General features: G+C 38.3%; 13 protein-coding genes. 11 read left to right on the top strand and 2 right to left on the bottom strand.

What is annotated here, in order from left to right:
* Positions 1–39 precede the first annotated feature (39 nt).
* From ACHZBG_RS16720 to ACHZBG_RS16690, 7 genes are all read left to right on the top strand, one after another.
* Positions 40–612: a hypothetical protein gene (locus tag ACHZBG_RS16720; protein ID WP_320130603.1), complete on the top strand. Its 573-nt coding sequence runs from the start codon at positions 40–42 to the stop codon at positions 610–612.
* A gap of 3 nt (positions 613–615) precedes the next feature.
* Entirely contained in the window at positions 616–1,131 is a 516-nt protein-coding gene (locus tag ACHZBG_RS16715; RefSeq protein ID WP_320130602.1) for a hypothetical protein, read from the top strand.
* A 16-nt stretch (positions 1,132–1,147) separates the two neighbouring features.
* Positions 1,148–1,960: a hypothetical protein gene (locus ACHZBG_RS16710; protein ID WP_320130601.1), complete on the top strand. Its 813-nt coding sequence runs from the start codon at positions 1,148–1,150 to the stop codon at positions 1,958–1,960.
* A 209-nt stretch (positions 1,961–2,169) separates the two neighbouring features.
* Complete coding sequence (locus ACHZBG_RS16705; protein ID WP_320130600.1) at positions 2,170–4,668, top strand: hypothetical protein; 2,499 nt, start codon at positions 2,170–2,172, stop codon at positions 4,666–4,668.
* Positions 4,655–5,362 (top strand): hypothetical protein, encoded by a 708-nt coding sequence (locus ACHZBG_RS16700; RefSeq protein ID WP_320130599.1) that lies wholly within the window; start codon positions 4,655–4,657, stop codon positions 5,360–5,362. Before ACHZBG_RS16705 ends, ACHZBG_RS16700 begins: the two co-directional genes overlap by 14 nt.
* 120 nt (positions 5,363–5,482) lie before the next feature.
* Positions 5,483–6,493, top strand: a complete 1,011-nt coding sequence (locus ACHZBG_RS16695; protein ID WP_320130598.1) for a hypothetical protein — start codon at positions 5,483–5,485, stop codon at positions 6,491–6,493.
* Between the two features lie 8 nt (positions 6,494–6,501).
* Complete coding sequence (locus ACHZBG_RS16690; RefSeq protein WP_320130597.1) at positions 6,502–7,581, top strand: hypothetical protein; 1,080 nt, start codon at positions 6,502–6,504, stop codon at positions 7,579–7,581.
* A 399-nt stretch (positions 7,582–7,980) separates the two neighbouring features.
* Here ACHZBG_RS16690 and ACHZBG_RS16685 read toward each other — a convergent pair whose 3' ends face one another.
* Positions 7,981–8,901, bottom strand: a complete 921-nt coding sequence (locus ACHZBG_RS16685; RefSeq protein WP_320130596.1) for an EAL domain-containing protein — start codon at positions 8,899–8,901, stop codon at positions 7,981–7,983.
* A 233-nt stretch (positions 8,902–9,134) separates the two neighbouring features.
* The gene (locus ACHZBG_RS16680; RefSeq protein ID WP_320130595.1) at positions 9,135–9,776 is read right to left on the bottom strand and encodes a GntR family transcriptional regulator; all 642 of its coding nucleotides are present in this window, start codon (positions 9,774–9,776) and stop codon (positions 9,135–9,137) included.
* Between the two features lie 148 nt (positions 9,777–9,924).
* On the opposite strand from ACHZBG_RS16680, the gene ACHZBG_RS16675 reads away from it, so the two are divergent.
* The 4 genes from ACHZBG_RS16675 to ACHZBG_RS16660 all read left to right on the top strand — a co-directional run bounded on the left by ACHZBG_RS16675 (position 9,925) and on the right by ACHZBG_RS16660 (position 15,186).
* Positions 9,925–10,944: a zinc-binding alcohol dehydrogenase family protein gene (locus ACHZBG_RS16675; RefSeq protein WP_320130594.1), complete on the top strand. Its 1,020-nt coding sequence runs from the start codon at positions 9,925–9,927 to the stop codon at positions 10,942–10,944.
* A gap of 367 nt (positions 10,945–11,311) precedes the next feature.
* The gene (locus ACHZBG_RS16670; RefSeq protein WP_320130593.1) at positions 11,312–12,457 is read left to right on the top strand and encodes a DUF3798 domain-containing protein; all 1,146 of its coding nucleotides are present in this window, start codon (positions 11,312–11,314) and stop codon (positions 12,455–12,457) included.
* A gap of 91 nt (positions 12,458–12,548) precedes the next feature.
* Entirely contained in the window at positions 12,549–14,138 is a 1,590-nt protein-coding gene (locus ACHZBG_RS16665) for a sugar ABC transporter ATP-binding protein (protein WP_320130592.1), read from the top strand.
* Complete coding sequence (locus ACHZBG_RS16660) at positions 14,131–15,186, top strand: ABC transporter permease (RefSeq protein ID WP_320130591.1); 1,056 nt, start codon at positions 14,131–14,133, stop codon at positions 15,184–15,186. Before ACHZBG_RS16665 ends, ACHZBG_RS16660 begins: the two co-directional genes overlap by 8 nt.

Genomic DNA, 15,186 nt, shown 5'->3' with positions numbered 1-15,186 from the left:
ATTCACCGTCAGCATTGTATTATGTATAGAGACTGTAAAATGTTTGTTCTATTGGCAATCCTTTTATATCTGTTGCTTTTGGGAAGTTCCTTGTTTGCAGAAACAACTGCTTCCGATGTTGTAGGAGTTTCCTATACGACGGAAGGCACTGTCCTGGCTTTGGGAATGGTTTCGAACAACAGAGTCAGCCTCACTATCTATGCAGGTTTTTCTCTTACTGAACCAGGAGCTTCTGTAGTTCCCGGTGGAACTGGAGCAGCACAGAGTGCAGGTGGAAGACTTCACTATACTGTATATGGAATGGATGATGATACGTATAAAATTACCGTTGGGACACAAGAAACTGACTATAATGATGGAACTTTGAGTGTACAGATACTTTCGCTTGCTGCTGGAGGATCTAATCTTGCTACTCTAGGGACAGCCGTAAGTGGTTATGTTCCTATCAATACTGGTGATTCCCAAATATTGATTTCTGGTATTGCTGGATTAAATACCTGGTCTGGTACGGATAGCGGAAAAGGTGCATGGGTTCGATATAAGTTGAGTGCAAATCCCGGCGGAGTCTCAGGAAGAACCCTGTTGGTTGAATATACAATCTTGGCAGAATGATTGATGAATAATACCTTGATAAAAAACAAACGAATGCTATTCTTTATTATTTTTTTATATATCCTTTATTTCCCCTTGGGAGCTGAAGCTATTCTTACTGTAGTGCCTTCTGACGCTGGAGGCTACGCCTTTGATATTTCTTCCAGTAGTCTTGCATCCGGGGCAGGAAGTGATTTCCAAAATACGTTTGTCTCAAATACTGCCGCTGAGCGATTGTATATTTCAGATACTTCTGGAACAGAAGAGGCCTGGAGTGTCTATATAAAGAAAAGTGATAACTATTGGGATGATGACCTGGTCCTGAGTGCCTATGTAAGTAGCATAGGTAGTGGGGAAGGGACGGTAGAAACTACCGGAGACTATCAAGAAATAACCGATGCAAACGCAGTGTTTTTTACAGGTACAGGTGATAGGGATTCCCTTACAGTCCAATTTAAAATACGTGGCATATCAATTTCGACTATTGAGAAAGAAAATTATTCTACCGAAATAGTATATACCCTTGCCGATACCCAATAGTTAGGAGTTGTTCTCTATGAAAATAATAAAAAAAAGCTCGAAGATATTCTTTACCCTGTTATTTTTTATGGTCTGTACTACGCTCTCCGCCCAGATTGCCATCACGAATGAAATGAGCCATTATGATGTCTCTTTTCCTGGTCAAACCCTGTATGGAAGCATAAAGATACAAAATATAGGAACAAAAAATGAACGAGTTTCTCTTTATCAAAAAGACTATTTGTACCATGCTGATGGGTCAAATATCTTTGGAGATCCTGGCCTTGATGTTCGATCCAATGCAAAGTGGATTGCATTATCTCAAAACGAGGTATTGATTGCTCCAGATAAACAAGTGGAGATTCCCTATAGTGTAAAGATTCCCTCTGATGCCAATCTTATAGGAACCTATTGGAGTTTGGTCATGGTCCAGTCAGTTACCAATAGCTCCTTGAACCCCGATAAACCGCCCGAGGATTCTCTTGGAGTTCAAACGGGAACGCGATTTGGCGTTCAAATAATAACTGCAATTGGTGATACAGGTGAAGGAAAGATAACCTTCAGCAACCCTAAGATCATACACAATGACGATACCTATGGGCTCCAGGTCGATCTCGAAAATTCTGGTGATCGATTTTTAAAAGCAGGAATATACGTTGATTTGTATTCATCCAATGGGGATTACCAAGGACGGTTTATCGGAGAAAAACGTTCATTGTTGCCTAGTACTTCCGTTCGTTCCTCAATTATGTTCCAGAAGGAGGAGGCAGGACGATACAAAGCCCAGGTTGTAGCCGATTGCGGTGGAAACGATTTGTTTGGTGTAATGTATTCTCTTACATTTAAATGACAATTTGTACCAGACAAATAAGAAAGATTATACCAATTCTATTGACGCTTAGTTGCTTGAGCTCTCAATACATTTTTGCTTCCTCATTGGTAAGTACTTCTTCTGTTGTTTTTTCAGCAAATGTACAACAGCTACAGTCTGCTCCTCGTTCGATTGTAAACGTGATATATACCGTGGAAAACAAAACAAGTGTATTGCAGCATATCGAAGTGTCTGCTATCTTACCGTCCCAATGGACGCTCAATTCTCAATTGACCCCAATGGATCTGGAAAGTGGTGATACCGATACGATTTTTGTGAGTTTCCTTATTCCAGGGAATACTCTTGGTGGTAATTACCCTGTTTCTTGTAGTATTACTCTGGAAAATGGAGAAATGTTTCAAGCCATGACAGAGGTTGTTATTCCAAAAGTACTTGGACTTGCGCTCAAGATGTTTTCAGCTCCTTCGACTGAATTTGCAGGAAATGCCTATCAGTCGGTATTCTTGCTTCAAAATACAAGCAATGCTGTTGCTACTGTGATTCTGGAAGCGGAAAGTTCCCTAGGCCATCAGTGCAAGCTCGAAAGTTCTCGTGTAACCATGGAGGCAGGGGAATCCCGCCCAATTTCAATTCAAGTACAAACAAATAAAAAGCTGACAATGGTAAGTAAAGATATCATTCGGCTAAAAGCTTTATTAGCTGAAGATGCAACAATCTCTGCTCGGGCAAAAGCTACCGTAAAAATTCTTCCCAGCTCTTCAAGCGGGGATTTCTGGCATAAGTATCCTGTAAGCATTACCTGGTCTACTGTCTTTGATTTGATGGAATCTTCAGAAACCACAAGCAAGGTGTTTTTGTCAGGTGATGGCTCCTTGAATGATAAAGGGAATGATCGTCTTAGATTCTCTTTTGGCTTTCCTCTTTTCCCCAATGACAGTATCGTTGCCAGTGACTACACGTATCTCATGGATTATAGCACCTCTTTATATAAAATTTATGGGGGAAAACGATCTTTTAACCTATCTCCCTTAACTACCGGTAGTATTACGGGAAATGGGATTGGTCTTGAATTATATGCGAATTGCTTTACCCTCTCAACATTTTCCGTAAAAGATTCAACTGCATTTTCTGCCAGATATTCTTTTAAAAAACTCAACTATCTGGAATTTGACCTGTATCATGATGGACAAGACTTACTGTTGGGAACCAGGGGGTTTCTTCGTGCATACGATCAGGTGAGTCTTGCCTTTGAAACCGTCAAGGGACTTGCCAATTCGAATGATTATGCGTTCTCTGTTGATATTGGTGTCAAGGAAACGGAATATGCTTACAATTTGAAATTTCGTCGCTATGGGGAGGGTTTTGGGGGAAGTTCGTCTGATAAGGAAAATTTTTCGGCCTATCTGAAGACCACGGTGTTTTCTCCTATCATCTTTACGTTCAACTATAGTTCGGGAAACGACAATCTTGATACTGACTCCACTTCGATATGGATTCAAACAATTTCATTGGCTCTTTCCTATCGAAGTTCCGGTGGCTATGTCTATACTGCTTTATATAAAGATTATCTCCAAAATGATCTGGCAACCCCTTCTCGATATAGCATCTTGAAAAAACATATTACGCTTGGTTTTGAAAAAACATGGAAATTGGTTCATCTGCAGGCTAATGCCGAATATGTTCATAATCTTGATTTCCAGAATGGGATTGTTTCCAGCAAACAAGTATATAGTCTTCTATTGGACTTCAGGATTAAAAAAGACCTTTCCATTCTGAACACGCTAGCGTTCGATACAGGACTTTCTTCACTTGGTATTACTGATATGCTTATTACCAATACCTTGAGGATACAGTATATTGGCTTCCTTGATTCAAAAATCAATGGATCTTTCAAAACAACCATAGGTCCATATCTTCCCCTTTCTCAATACTATAGTTTTTCAGTAGGTCTTACGCATTCATTCGAAGATAATGGAGAGTTTTCAGTATCCTTTGGTAGTACCTACTATGAAGATCCTGCAATCGAGGATGCGGCAACTATTTCCATTGCCTTTCGGAAAACACTACAGGTTCCTGTTACGATGAAATCAAATATCGGATCTTTTTCTGGGCAGATACTTGATCATGAAACCCATAAGCCTATAGCACAAGTAATCGTTTCTGCAGATAAACAAGTAAGTGTAACTGATAAAGATGGAAAATTCTCCTTTCCCAGTGTGCGACAAGGATCGTTATATGTTCAATTTGACCTCACTCGTCTTGAAAGGAAAATGATTGTAATTGGACAAAACCCATTGGTTGTGGAAATTGGGGACAAAGAGAAAAAAGTAGTGGAAATTGAGCTGGTAAGGCCTGCCTCGATATCAGGAAAAATACAAAAGACTAAAGATTTGCAGGCCTCCATGACAAAACTTTCCTTCTTGGGGAAAACTACTGGCGATACTGTAGATAATATTCCTCGCGTTCTTCTGAATCTGGAAAGTTCTCAAGGTTCTTGGAGAACCTATTCAGATGCAGAGGGTTCTTTTCAATTCAATGATTTACAACCGGGAACCTGGAACCTTACTGCTTATTATGAAGATTCGGGCAATGGTTATTATCTTGAAAAAAAGCAATATCAAGTGGTTTTGGAGTCAGGTGGAAATAAAGAGGTTGAGATAAGATTGTTACCGGTGGCCCACCCTGTAATCGCCATGCAAGAAGGAGGAATTCTTGAACTTGAATAAAGTAATGACATTATTAATCCTTACGTGCATTCTTTGTTCGGCAACTCTTTTTGCACAGAGTGAATTTCTGGATTCAAGAGATTCCGGGAATGGTGGAAGACTGATGATATATTCTGATGGAATAAATCCCAGTGGTATTCGATTTGATGTATCTCATTCCCAATCAGGAATTCTTGATATTGGTATCAGTGTGTCCTATCGGTGTAATAGAGGAATTGCTGGTGATGAAAAGGAATATTCTTTGTCTGTTCCTTTCCTGTTTACTGTACTGAAGCAGGAAGCTTTCATTCCGTTTTCCATAACTATTCCGGGTGAATTATCAGTGACAACTATGCAGTCAGAGACACTTACAAATAATGAATTGGTCAAATCGGGGGTATCGTATCGTATTGGCCTTGAAATCGTGCGATTCGTACCGATACATCCCAGATTGTATTTTGAATATGGGTTAACCGCGTATCTGTCTTCAGGCACCAATACAACTGAACTTGAATCTGGCGTAAAAAGCCTTGAATATCCTACGAGCCAGATTGAATGGGATGTAGCCTATGGCGTACTCGCAGGAGCAACCTTTCGTCCGAAAAATCCAAATCATGGGCTTGCCCTCTCTTTTGATATTAGATCCTATTTTCATTCGGAAAATGTCTTGAGTTTTGAAGCGTCAGTATATTTCACTTTTGTGAATGCAATTTAAAAAGGATGGATAATCATGTATCAGTATAAAAAAATAACAATATCACTTGCTATCCTTTGTTTGGTATTTGTATTGCTATTGTTTGTTGTGCATCTTATTAAGATAGGAACCCAGGACCTTATGATTACAAAAGGAGATATATCCCTTGAGAAATCAGAAGAAGGGGGATATGACCTTTGGATCAAGAAAAAGCATTTTTTGCGTTCAATTCAGTTGGTGAGTACTTCCTTGAATAATACTGACATTGTGAAACCCTCGGATTCTTTATTCAAGAGTTTTGGATTGAATGAATTTTTTAGGATCAATGGAACGATGCAAGTGCCAACAGAAAACACCGAATGGTTTTTTGGAAATTCTGCTATTCATGAACATCCATATCTCGGTCTTGCTTTTCAGGTCCATATTCCTTACGAAATCAGTATTGATGCATCTTCTGCAATAAAATTTTCTGATGGTGGATTTTTATCTATTATTGCCTTTTCAAAAAACAGATCCGCTAATAGAGCTCTTTATCGAATAAATAGGTTTGATGCCATTGCTTCGCAAAAAGGTGAAGGGGAGATTGTTGTTGCCGGCAAGAAGGAGGTGCAAAAGCCGGCCACAAAGACTGTCTCTGAAGATATTGTGCAATCCTTGCAGCAAAATAGTCAAGAACCAGTAAAAAAAGGAATGGAAGATTCCTCAACATCCTTGCAAGCAGGAAAAGAACCCCTTGTTGTTGCTGCCAAGAAAGAAGTGCAAAAACCAGTCATAAAGACTGTCTCTGACGAGATTTCGCAATCCTTGCAACAAAGTAGTCAAGAACCTGCAAAAATAGCTGCTGAAAACTTATCAGTAGCTTCTTCCAGTATTTCTAAACCAGAATTGGTTGATTCGGAGGAAAATGGATATGTAATTGATGCAACCGATCCAAACAGTATTGAGGTTTATATCAATAAGATATTTCGGTTTGACCCCGAACATGGTATCAAGGATGGAAGTTATGGATATGTATTCAGAAATGAAGGCGAACCAATTGCCTTAGTCAAATTTTCTGTAACGAACATGCACATCGTAGCGATACTCAAGGAATTATATCAGCCACAGAATCCGATTAAACCGTTTGATAAAATTCTCTTGGACTTAAAGTAGGAAAGAAGATGAAAAAGAAAATTCTTGCTATTATATTCCTGATAATTATCGGGGTTTCACCGATAATGGCTTCAGTTGATTTTGCAACCTATGGTTTAACATATAAAAACAAAGAAATAGAAAATGATGTTACAGTCATGTATTTTCTTGATAAAGATGCCAGACGAATTTCTGTTTCTTCGAATCAGTCCTTGGATGCGCAGGATTTTGAAAAAATATCGAGTATCAATAAGACTTTCTCCTCATGGAAGTATCTGGAATATACCTCCCTTTCTTTTTTTATTGATGGTGAAAGAATTCAGATACTTTTGAAACCTGATAGTTTTGTCTATGAATCAATCAATTTGGTTCCATATGCACCTGCGGGTTTCTTTTTTACCCAGACTCCATCAGGCCTTGCTTATAATTTCAGGTTGACAAGTGGTGCTTCATTTCCAAAACTCAAGGGGATTGTCAATGATGAAGAATCCTTTTGTAAGGAAGTGTTGGCTGTTCTTGGCTTTTCTCAGGTCCCCAAAGTTCCTTCTGAGGCTAATTCCTTCACTGCTGCGCAGGAATCTCCCTCTGCATCTGATACGACTATGTCGGATTTTGAAGGAAATAATGTGCAAATTATGGAACTTATCAAAAAACTACAAGAAGAGGGGAGTCAAAACAATGATGCATTTGAGTTATTTAAAGATAAAGTATCGGACAGGATCGGTTCAATTGAAGAAAATGTTCCTACCCGTCAGGAAATTGTAGATCTTGAAAATAAAAATGCAAAATTGGCTGGAGAACTTGAGGATTCTTTAATCCAACAAAAGGACCTTATCAAAGAAGTCTTGGAATTACAACAATCACTTAAATCCTTGTCTGAAGAAGTGGAGACTCTTCGGAAGGCAATGATAACGCTCCATGACAAAGGATTGTTCGGTAGCGTAAATATTGTTGATAGTGAAACTATTTCCCGTATCCTTAAGATGAAAGATAAAGATCCCAAGCTTACAATCGAGGAAGCCTATTCAACCTTGGCGAAAGAAAAATATTCTGTGACAGAATATGAAGTCATGCTTATATTCAGTGTGTATTTCAACGAGTTTAAATAAATAGGAATTATACTGAAGCAATTGAATTTATCACAGGATTTGAAGCAGTTAGCTCTTCAAGCAATCTTACTTGAGATGATTCAGTAATGTACTGATGCGTCTTGTCAGGGGTCTCTATATTACTCTGAGGGTTATCTCCTCCAAAGGCTGTGGAATGCAAATGATTGTGTTGCTTTCCTCCAAGGTGATAAAGAAGAAATTATGCCAATACTGATGCTATGTCACTATTCAAACTGTAATTCTATAGCAAGTTTACCTGTCGACTCAAGATAACAAGGAATTTGCTACCTATTTGGGTAATGTAACAACCAAGGTTGTATTCTGCATTCTTACATGGATACAAGTCTGGGCATGCTCAGTCCCTTGGTTATAATAATAAAAATACTACAAGATGGAATTTTATCTTGAGGCTTGAAGAATTTCTTTATAAGCTTTTATTGGCATTGGTTTTGCATAGAAATATCCTTGAATGTGAGTGCATCCAATGGCTGCGAGGAAGTTGGATTGCTCTTTGGTTTCAACTCCTTCAGCTATAACGTCTATCTTCAGATCTATTGATAGGTTTACAATAGTTTGTAAAGCCCGTTCACCTTTTTTTGAACATCCTATCATCTGTATAAAATCTTTATCGATTTTTAAGATATCTATGGGAGCTTTGCTTAGAATGTCCAAAGAGGAATATCCTGAACCAAAATCATCCAATAAAATGGAAAATCCTAAATTTTTAAGTGATTGCAGAGTTGCAAGCAATTGTTTTTGATTGTCCATGTAAGTACTTTCTGTTATTTCAAAGCAAATCAAGAAGTGGGGAACCCCATATTTTTCAACAATAAAAAGAATCTTGTCGCTAAGAGCTTGGTCATAGAAATCTAGCTGTGAAAGATTTACCGAAATTGGTAATGGCCTGATGCCTTCCTTAAGCAAGGAATGCTGAAAAGAGCATACTGCATCGAGAATATATAAATCAATTTCATGGATTCTGCTATGTCTTTCAAACGGGGGAATAAAAATATCAGGGGAAATCAGTCCTTGCTCAGGATGTTGCCAGCGGGCCAGAGCCTCTGCCGAAATAAATTTCAATTTCTTGGTGTTGAAAACTGGTTGCAAGTAAAAAATAATTTGACTTGTTTCCAAAGCGAAAGAAATTTGTTTCAACAGTATCTGTTCTTTTATTTCCTCTGCTTCTTGCAAGAAACCATCAGAAAAAATTATCGGCTCTTTTTTTTGCATAACTAAGAAAGACCTATCGGCAACTGTGCTTAAACCCTCTGTCGAGGACTGTTGATTGCTTATTGTTTGTTTCGAATTTTCTGATGACATATATTACTATAATTCGATATATCGGATTAAATGTCAACTTTTATATTCATTTCTTTGAGAAATTATTCTTGCAGTTATGAAAAAAGATACAAAAAAAGTAGTTGTACAATTTGTAGAAGAAAAGATGAAGCGGCCATCATCAAATGCTGTATCAAAGATATCGGAATAATATTGAACACGTAAAAAATCGGTCCGATGCCATGGGAGCGTCTGGAAAGAAATATCTAACGCTATTAAATCGAATTATTATCAAACAATAATTCAAAAGTAGATCGTTTTGATGCTTGCAAATGCAAAAGCATCGCATTCGCTGCAGTTTCCCAATCAGCCATCAATAGAGCTTTTGTTATAGATAAATGTTCTTCAATGGATTCATGGATACGTTTGTCTTTTTTTCCTGTCAGAATCATCAAGCGGTAGTTTTTTTCCATAATGCTTTCAAAAAATTGCTTTAAATAATTATTTGTCAAATCATTGAGAATCAAACTGTGGAATTCAGAGTCCAATTCAAATGATAATGATTTATTATGCGGATCACAGTTTGATTGACGGGAAAAGAAATCCAATAGCTTATCTTGGTTGAGTGTACTGCCATAAGTTTGTAATAAGTATGGTTCAATAAGGATTCTTGCTTCAAATATTTGATTGACATCATCTATACTGATAGGGGAGACCAAAATCCCTTTCTTTGGTTTTATTGACACCAATCCTTCATTCTCCAGTATTCCAAGGGCTTCTCGTATGGGTGTCCGGCTTACTCCACAGGTTTCTTTTATTTGTTCTTCATTTATCATGCTTCCTGGGAGATAAGTACAATCAAGTATTCGTTTCTTGATTTGTTTATATGCTAGAATTTTTAAACCTTTTTCAGCCATATCTAAAAAATACAACATTGTTTCAATTCTGTAAAGCTACAAAAAAAATTAAAATACTTCTTTGTTTTTTCTACTTGACAAACTGAAGTCACTGATACGACTATGTGTTGTATACAACAAAAAAATAAATTTGTTGCTTGGAGGGATGATGAAGGCGATTCAAATATATAGACCAGGAAATGTAAGGATCATTGATATCGAAAAACCAAAAAGAAAAAATGGCGAGGCCTTGTTGAAAATTCTTTATGGAGGTATTTGTGGTAGCGACTTAGGCTCTTATCGTGGTACATTCTCGTATTTCTCATATCCTCGGATTCCAGGTCATGAATTCTCGGCAAAAATTATGGAGATAGATGAAAATAAGCTTGGTCTGGTTCCTGGAATGATTGTGACTTGCAATCCATACTTTAATTGCACTCATTGTTATTCCTGTAAAAAAGGCATCGTCAATGCATGTTCAGACAATCAGACCATGGGAGTTCAGAGGGAAGGGGCTTTTGCTGAATATATCACAATGCCAATCGAGCGGATTTATGATGGCAAAGGTTTGGATCCAAAGGTATTAGCAGTGATTGAACCCTTTTGTATTTCCTATCATGGGGTTACTCGAGGGCAGGTCAAAACTGGTGATACTGTATTGATTGTCGGTTCTGGTACGATTGGGATACTTGCAGCCATTGCAGCGCGTGAAAAAGGGGCGTGCGTCTGGATTTCTGATGTTTCCGAGGGGAAATTGAAGATTGCCGAGAGTTTTGGGTTTGACAAAACGATTTTAAATAGTACTGAAGAACAATTCAATGAAAGAGTAAAGGATGCAACCATGGGGAATGGTTTTGATATTACGATCGAAGCCGTTGGGTTACCCTCGACATTTCTGGATTGCGTTAATGCAGCATGTTTTGGAGGAAGAGTTGTCCAAATTGGGGTAGGAAAGAAAAATGTCGATTTTAACTTTACCCTCATACAAAAAAAGGAACTAACTATAGTTGGTTCCAGGAATGCGATGAAGCAGGACTTCATTGATTTGATTGATTTGGTAAAAAATTCTGAAGTGTCATTGGAAAAAATCATTACAAACATATATAAATCAGAAGACGCCGACCAAGCATTTAATGATTTTGATAAAAATAAAGGTGACATGTTAAAAGTAATCCTTGATTTTACATAAGATTTTGGGTTTTTTCGATTGAGAAAGATAGGGGTTCCTGAAAATTACTTGTATTTGTTACATGAAAAAGTGATTCTATCATGATTTGTATGGCAACATCAGCAATGATAGAGATAGCTGATATAATGGGAAAATCTTTGCAATATGAAAATATTATTTTAATTTTGTTATCCTTTAGTAGTTTTTTTATAAAGTCGATCTGGAGAAATTCGGCATTGAGCGAACAAAATAATAATATTGCAAATGAAAAAAAGTTCTTGACAAATGGAAATATTCAAATAATCATTATGTTGTATACAACAAGGCATTTATTTTATGATAGTCGCTGTAAACTACTTTGTTTTAGAAATCTTTGAAGGAGAGAAAAATGAAAAAAATTCTGAGTGTGATTGTTGTCAGTCTTTTGGTCTTGTGCTCTGGTTTTGCACAAGGCTCCAAGGCTTCATCTGGAACGAACGGTAAGGCAATGCCTTATAAAATCGGAATTATGACTGCAACTGTTTCTCAAGCTGAGGAAGAGTTTCGTGTTGCTCAGGCTATGAAAGTAAAATATGGTGATATGATTATTCATCAAACTTTTCCTGACAAGGCAGCCAGTGAACAAGAGACTACAATTTCCATTGCATTATCAATGGCTTCCGATCCTATGGTAAAGGCAATTATTTTCAATACTGCAAATGAAGGTACTGCCGCAGCGATGGACAAGGTCAGGCAAAAAAGACCTGATATCCTCCTGTTGGCAGGTGTTCCCAATGAAGCACCTGATGTAATTTGTGCTTCTGCTGATTTGGTTTTTCATCCAGATGTAGCGAATATGGGCTTGCAGGTAGCTGAAGCCGCTTATAAAATGGGTGCGAAGACCCTGGTTCATTATTCTTTCCCTCGTCACATGGCCCAACCTTTGAATATTGCTCGAAGGGGAAACATGAAGGCTGCCTGTGAGAAGTACGGGATTGCTTTTATAGACGGAACTTCTCCTGATCCGATGAGCGATGCAGGAATTGCAGGAACCCAGCAGTTCATTCTTGAGGACGTACCCAGAAAAGTTGAACAATACGGTGAAGATACTGCTTTCTTCGGTACGAACGCCGGACAGCAAGAACCTATGTGTAAGGCAGTCTATGAATCGCATGCCCTGTATCCAATGCCGGACAATCCGAGTGTTTTCTATGCCTTTCCCGGAGCTCTTGGCATTGAAGTTCCCGAGAATGAAAAAGGTAATGTTGCATTCATGAAGGATGCTATCAGTGCAAAACTTGCATTGAAAAATATGAATGGACGAATGGGCGCCTGGAGTGCTCCTATGCATACCATGTTTATCAACTGTGCTGTTCAATATGCTATGGAATACTGTGACGGTGTTTTTACTAATAGGGCAGATTATGATGAATTCACCAAGATTTTCTCTGCTTTTGCTGGTGGTGATGTAAGTGTAAGAAAATATGTAGACATCAATACCAATAAGCAATATGACAATTTCTTTGTGGTTCTCGGAAAATTCATAACGTTCTAATAAAACCATTGAATCGGGGGGTGTTTGAAAACCTAGCTTTGAACAACCCCCACCTTATTTTTTTGCTAGTTTGTATTGCCGAAGAAGGAAAATGATGCCAAAAAATCCATTGCTCCAGTTTAAAAATATAAAAAAAACATTTTCAGGAAATGAAGTTCTTTCTGGAATTAACTTTTCTATTTCCTCAGGAGAAATAGTTGCTCTTGCAGGAGAAAATGGAGCAGGGAAATCTACCTTGATGAACATCCTTTTCGGGATGGATGTCATCCGTTCTACCGGAGGTTATGAGGGAACGATTACCTTGGATGGAAATGTGATTGATATTAAATCACCGAAAGACGCAATGGCTTATGGTATTGGCATGGTTCATCAGGAATTTATGTTGATTCCCGGATTTTCAATCGGGAAAAATATAAAATTGAACCGTGAAGAGATAAAAACCACTCCGATTAGTAAAGTTTTTGGCAAGGATTATGAACTGATCGATAAAGAGAAAATCAATCGGAGTTCTCTCCAATCATTGGAAAAATTGGGGATGGATGTCGATCCAGAAACTTTGGTACGCAATGTTTCTGTCGGATATAAGCAATTTATTGAAATAGCCCGAGAAATAAATAAGACAAATTTAAAATTACTGGTACTGGACGAGCCTACGGCAGTACTGACGGAAACGGAAGCTGTCCGATTCATCGAATGCATCAAAAAAATCGCCAAAGAGGATATTGCAATTATTTTTATCAGCCATAGGTTGGAAGAGATAATGAATTTATCTGATAGGACGGTCATCTTGCGCGATGGCTCTTTGGTTTTTGATAAGCCTACGGCAAAAACAACAAAGAAGGAAATTGCGGAGACCATGGTAGGCAGGAACCTCAATGCTGAGGGAATACTAAATAAAAACCGTTCTTTCAATGAAAAGGATACGATTCTGGAATTCGTTGATTTTGGGGTAATGATGCCCGGTGAGATGACCAAGAAGGTAAACCTGAATGTGCGTAGGGGAGAAATACTCGGTATAGGGGGCTTGGCAGGACAAGGAAAAGCCAGCATTTCCAACGGAGTCTTCGGAATGTATCCAACAAGTGGAGTGGTCAATTTCAACGGGAAAGAATTGTCGAACCAGACGATTGGAGGAGCCCTGACAAAAAAAATTGCCTTTGTCTCTGAGGATAGGAAAGGCGTCGGTCTCTTATTGGATCAAAGTATTGCAATGAATATAGTATTTACCCAGATGCAGCTCAACCATGTATGTTTGAGAAAAATTGGTTTTTTCTCCATTTATGACGGGAAGGAAGCAAATAGAATTGCGAATGAAATGATAAAAAAACTGGATATCCGATGCACAGGTCCCACACAATTGGTTGGAGCCCTCTCTGGGGGCAATCAACAAAAGGTCTGTATTGCACGGGCCCTTTTGACCGATCCAGAGGTATTGTTTGTATCAGAACCCACAAGGGGTATAGATATTGGTGCAAAGCAAATTTTGTTGGATTATCTGGTAGAAATAAATAAAGAGAAAGGTATTACCATTGTAATGACTTCTTCTGAATTGAATGAACTCCGTTCTGTATGTGATCGAGTTGCAATTATAACTGATGGTGCTGTTCAAGGTATATTGCCTCCTGATGCATTGGATGTCGATTTTGCATTGCTTATGTCAGGGGAAAAAATAGATGCATAATAAAAATATAGAAAAAATGACAGGGGTAATCAAAAACTTCGGACTTCCCCGGATCATCATCCTTTGTTTCTTGTTGTTGCTGAATATTCTGATGGCTATAAAGGATATTCCAGTAGGACTTACAATTTCTCAATGCTTGGTCCGTATTGGCATAAATCTGATTTTATCTTTGGCCATGATGCCCGGAATCATGGCTGGTACAGGTATGAATTTTGCGTTGCCTATTGGTATTGAATGTGGTTTGCTCGCAGGTATGATTAGCTTGCAATATAATATTGTGGGATTTTCAGGATTGTTTTTCGCAATTATCTGTTCAATTCCCATGAGTATAATCGCTGGTTATTGTTATAGTTTGCTGCTGAATAGAGTGCGGGGAAATGAGATGATGGTATCTACCTATACCGGATTCTCAATTGTTGCCCTCATGTGCTTGGTTTGGCTTGTCTTGCCTTTTGATAATCCAGGAATTGTCTGGCCCATGGGCAAGGGAATCAGGACAACCATTACTCTTGACGCTTGGTATGATAGGATCTTGAATAATCTATGGTCCTTTTCGATATTTGGAATTGAAATTCCTACTGGTCTGTTATTGTTTGCCGCCTTCTTTTGTGTGCTGATGTGGGTGTTCAAAAAAAGCAGGCTTGGATTGATGATGATTGGTGCAGGTTCAAATCCTAAATATGCGATCGCAAATGGTGTGGATGTAAATAGGATGCGTACTCTCAGCGTAATTCTATCAACCGTTCTTGGTGGCATTGGTATAATAATATATGCACAGGGCTTTAGTTTCTATCAGCTGTATAATGCCCCTTTGATGATGGCTTTCCCCGCAGTTGCAGCTGTATTGATAGGTGGAGCCACTACGAATAAGATTTCAATCTTTAATGTAGTGCTCGGTACTATAATGTTCCAAAGTCTTCTGGCAATAGCAGTTCCTGTAGCAAACAGTTTGATACCTGAAGGGAATATATCGGAAGTAGTCCGTACTATAGTTAGCAACGGTATTATTTTATATGCTCTTTCTCAAATGAAGAATAAGGATCGATAG

The sequence above is a fragment of the uncultured Sphaerochaeta sp. genome (assembly GCF_963676625.2).
GTDB lineage: Bacteria > Spirochaetota > Spirochaetia > Sphaerochaetales > Sphaerochaetaceae > Sphaerochaeta.
This window is presented reverse-complemented; position numbering and strand designations above follow the sequence as displayed.

Coding starts and splice junctions, on each gene's coding strand:
- ACHZBG_RS16720 (WP_320130603.1), top strand. CDS start 40: ATGTTTGTTCTATTGGCAATCCTTTTATATCTGTTGCTTTTGGGAAGT.
- ACHZBG_RS16715 (WP_320130602.1), top strand. CDS start 616: ATGAATAATACCTTGATAAAAAACAAACGAATGCTATTCTTTATTATT.
- ACHZBG_RS16710 (WP_320130601.1), top strand. CDS start 1,148: ATGAAAATAATAAAAAAAAGCTCGAAGATATTCTTTACCCTGTTATTT.
- ACHZBG_RS16695 (WP_320130598.1), top strand. CDS start 5,483: ATGATTACAAAAGGAGATATATCCCTTGAGAAATCAGAAGAAGGGGGA.
- ACHZBG_RS16690 (WP_320130597.1), top strand. CDS start 6,502: ATGAAAAAGAAAATTCTTGCTATTATATTCCTGATAATTATCGGGGTT.
- ACHZBG_RS16685 (WP_320130596.1), bottom strand. CDS start 8,901: ATGTCATCAGAAAATTCGAAACAAACAATAAGCAATCAACAGTCCTCG.
- ACHZBG_RS16680 (WP_320130595.1), bottom strand. CDS start 9,776: ATGGCTGAAAAAGGTTTAAAAATTCTAGCATATAAACAAATCAAGAAA.
- ACHZBG_RS16675 (WP_320130594.1), top strand. CDS start 9,925: ATGAAGGCGATTCAAATATATAGACCAGGAAATGTAAGGATCATTGAT.
- ACHZBG_RS16670 (WP_320130593.1), top strand. CDS start 11,312: ATGAAAAAAATTCTGAGTGTGATTGTTGTCAGTCTTTTGGTCTTGTGC.
- ACHZBG_RS16665 (WP_320130592.1), top strand. CDS start 12,549: ATGATGCCAAAAAATCCATTGCTCCAGTTTAAAAATATAAAAAAAACA.
- ACHZBG_RS16660 (WP_320130591.1), top strand. CDS start 14,131: ATGCATAATAAAAATATAGAAAAAATGACAGGGGTAATCAAAAACTTC.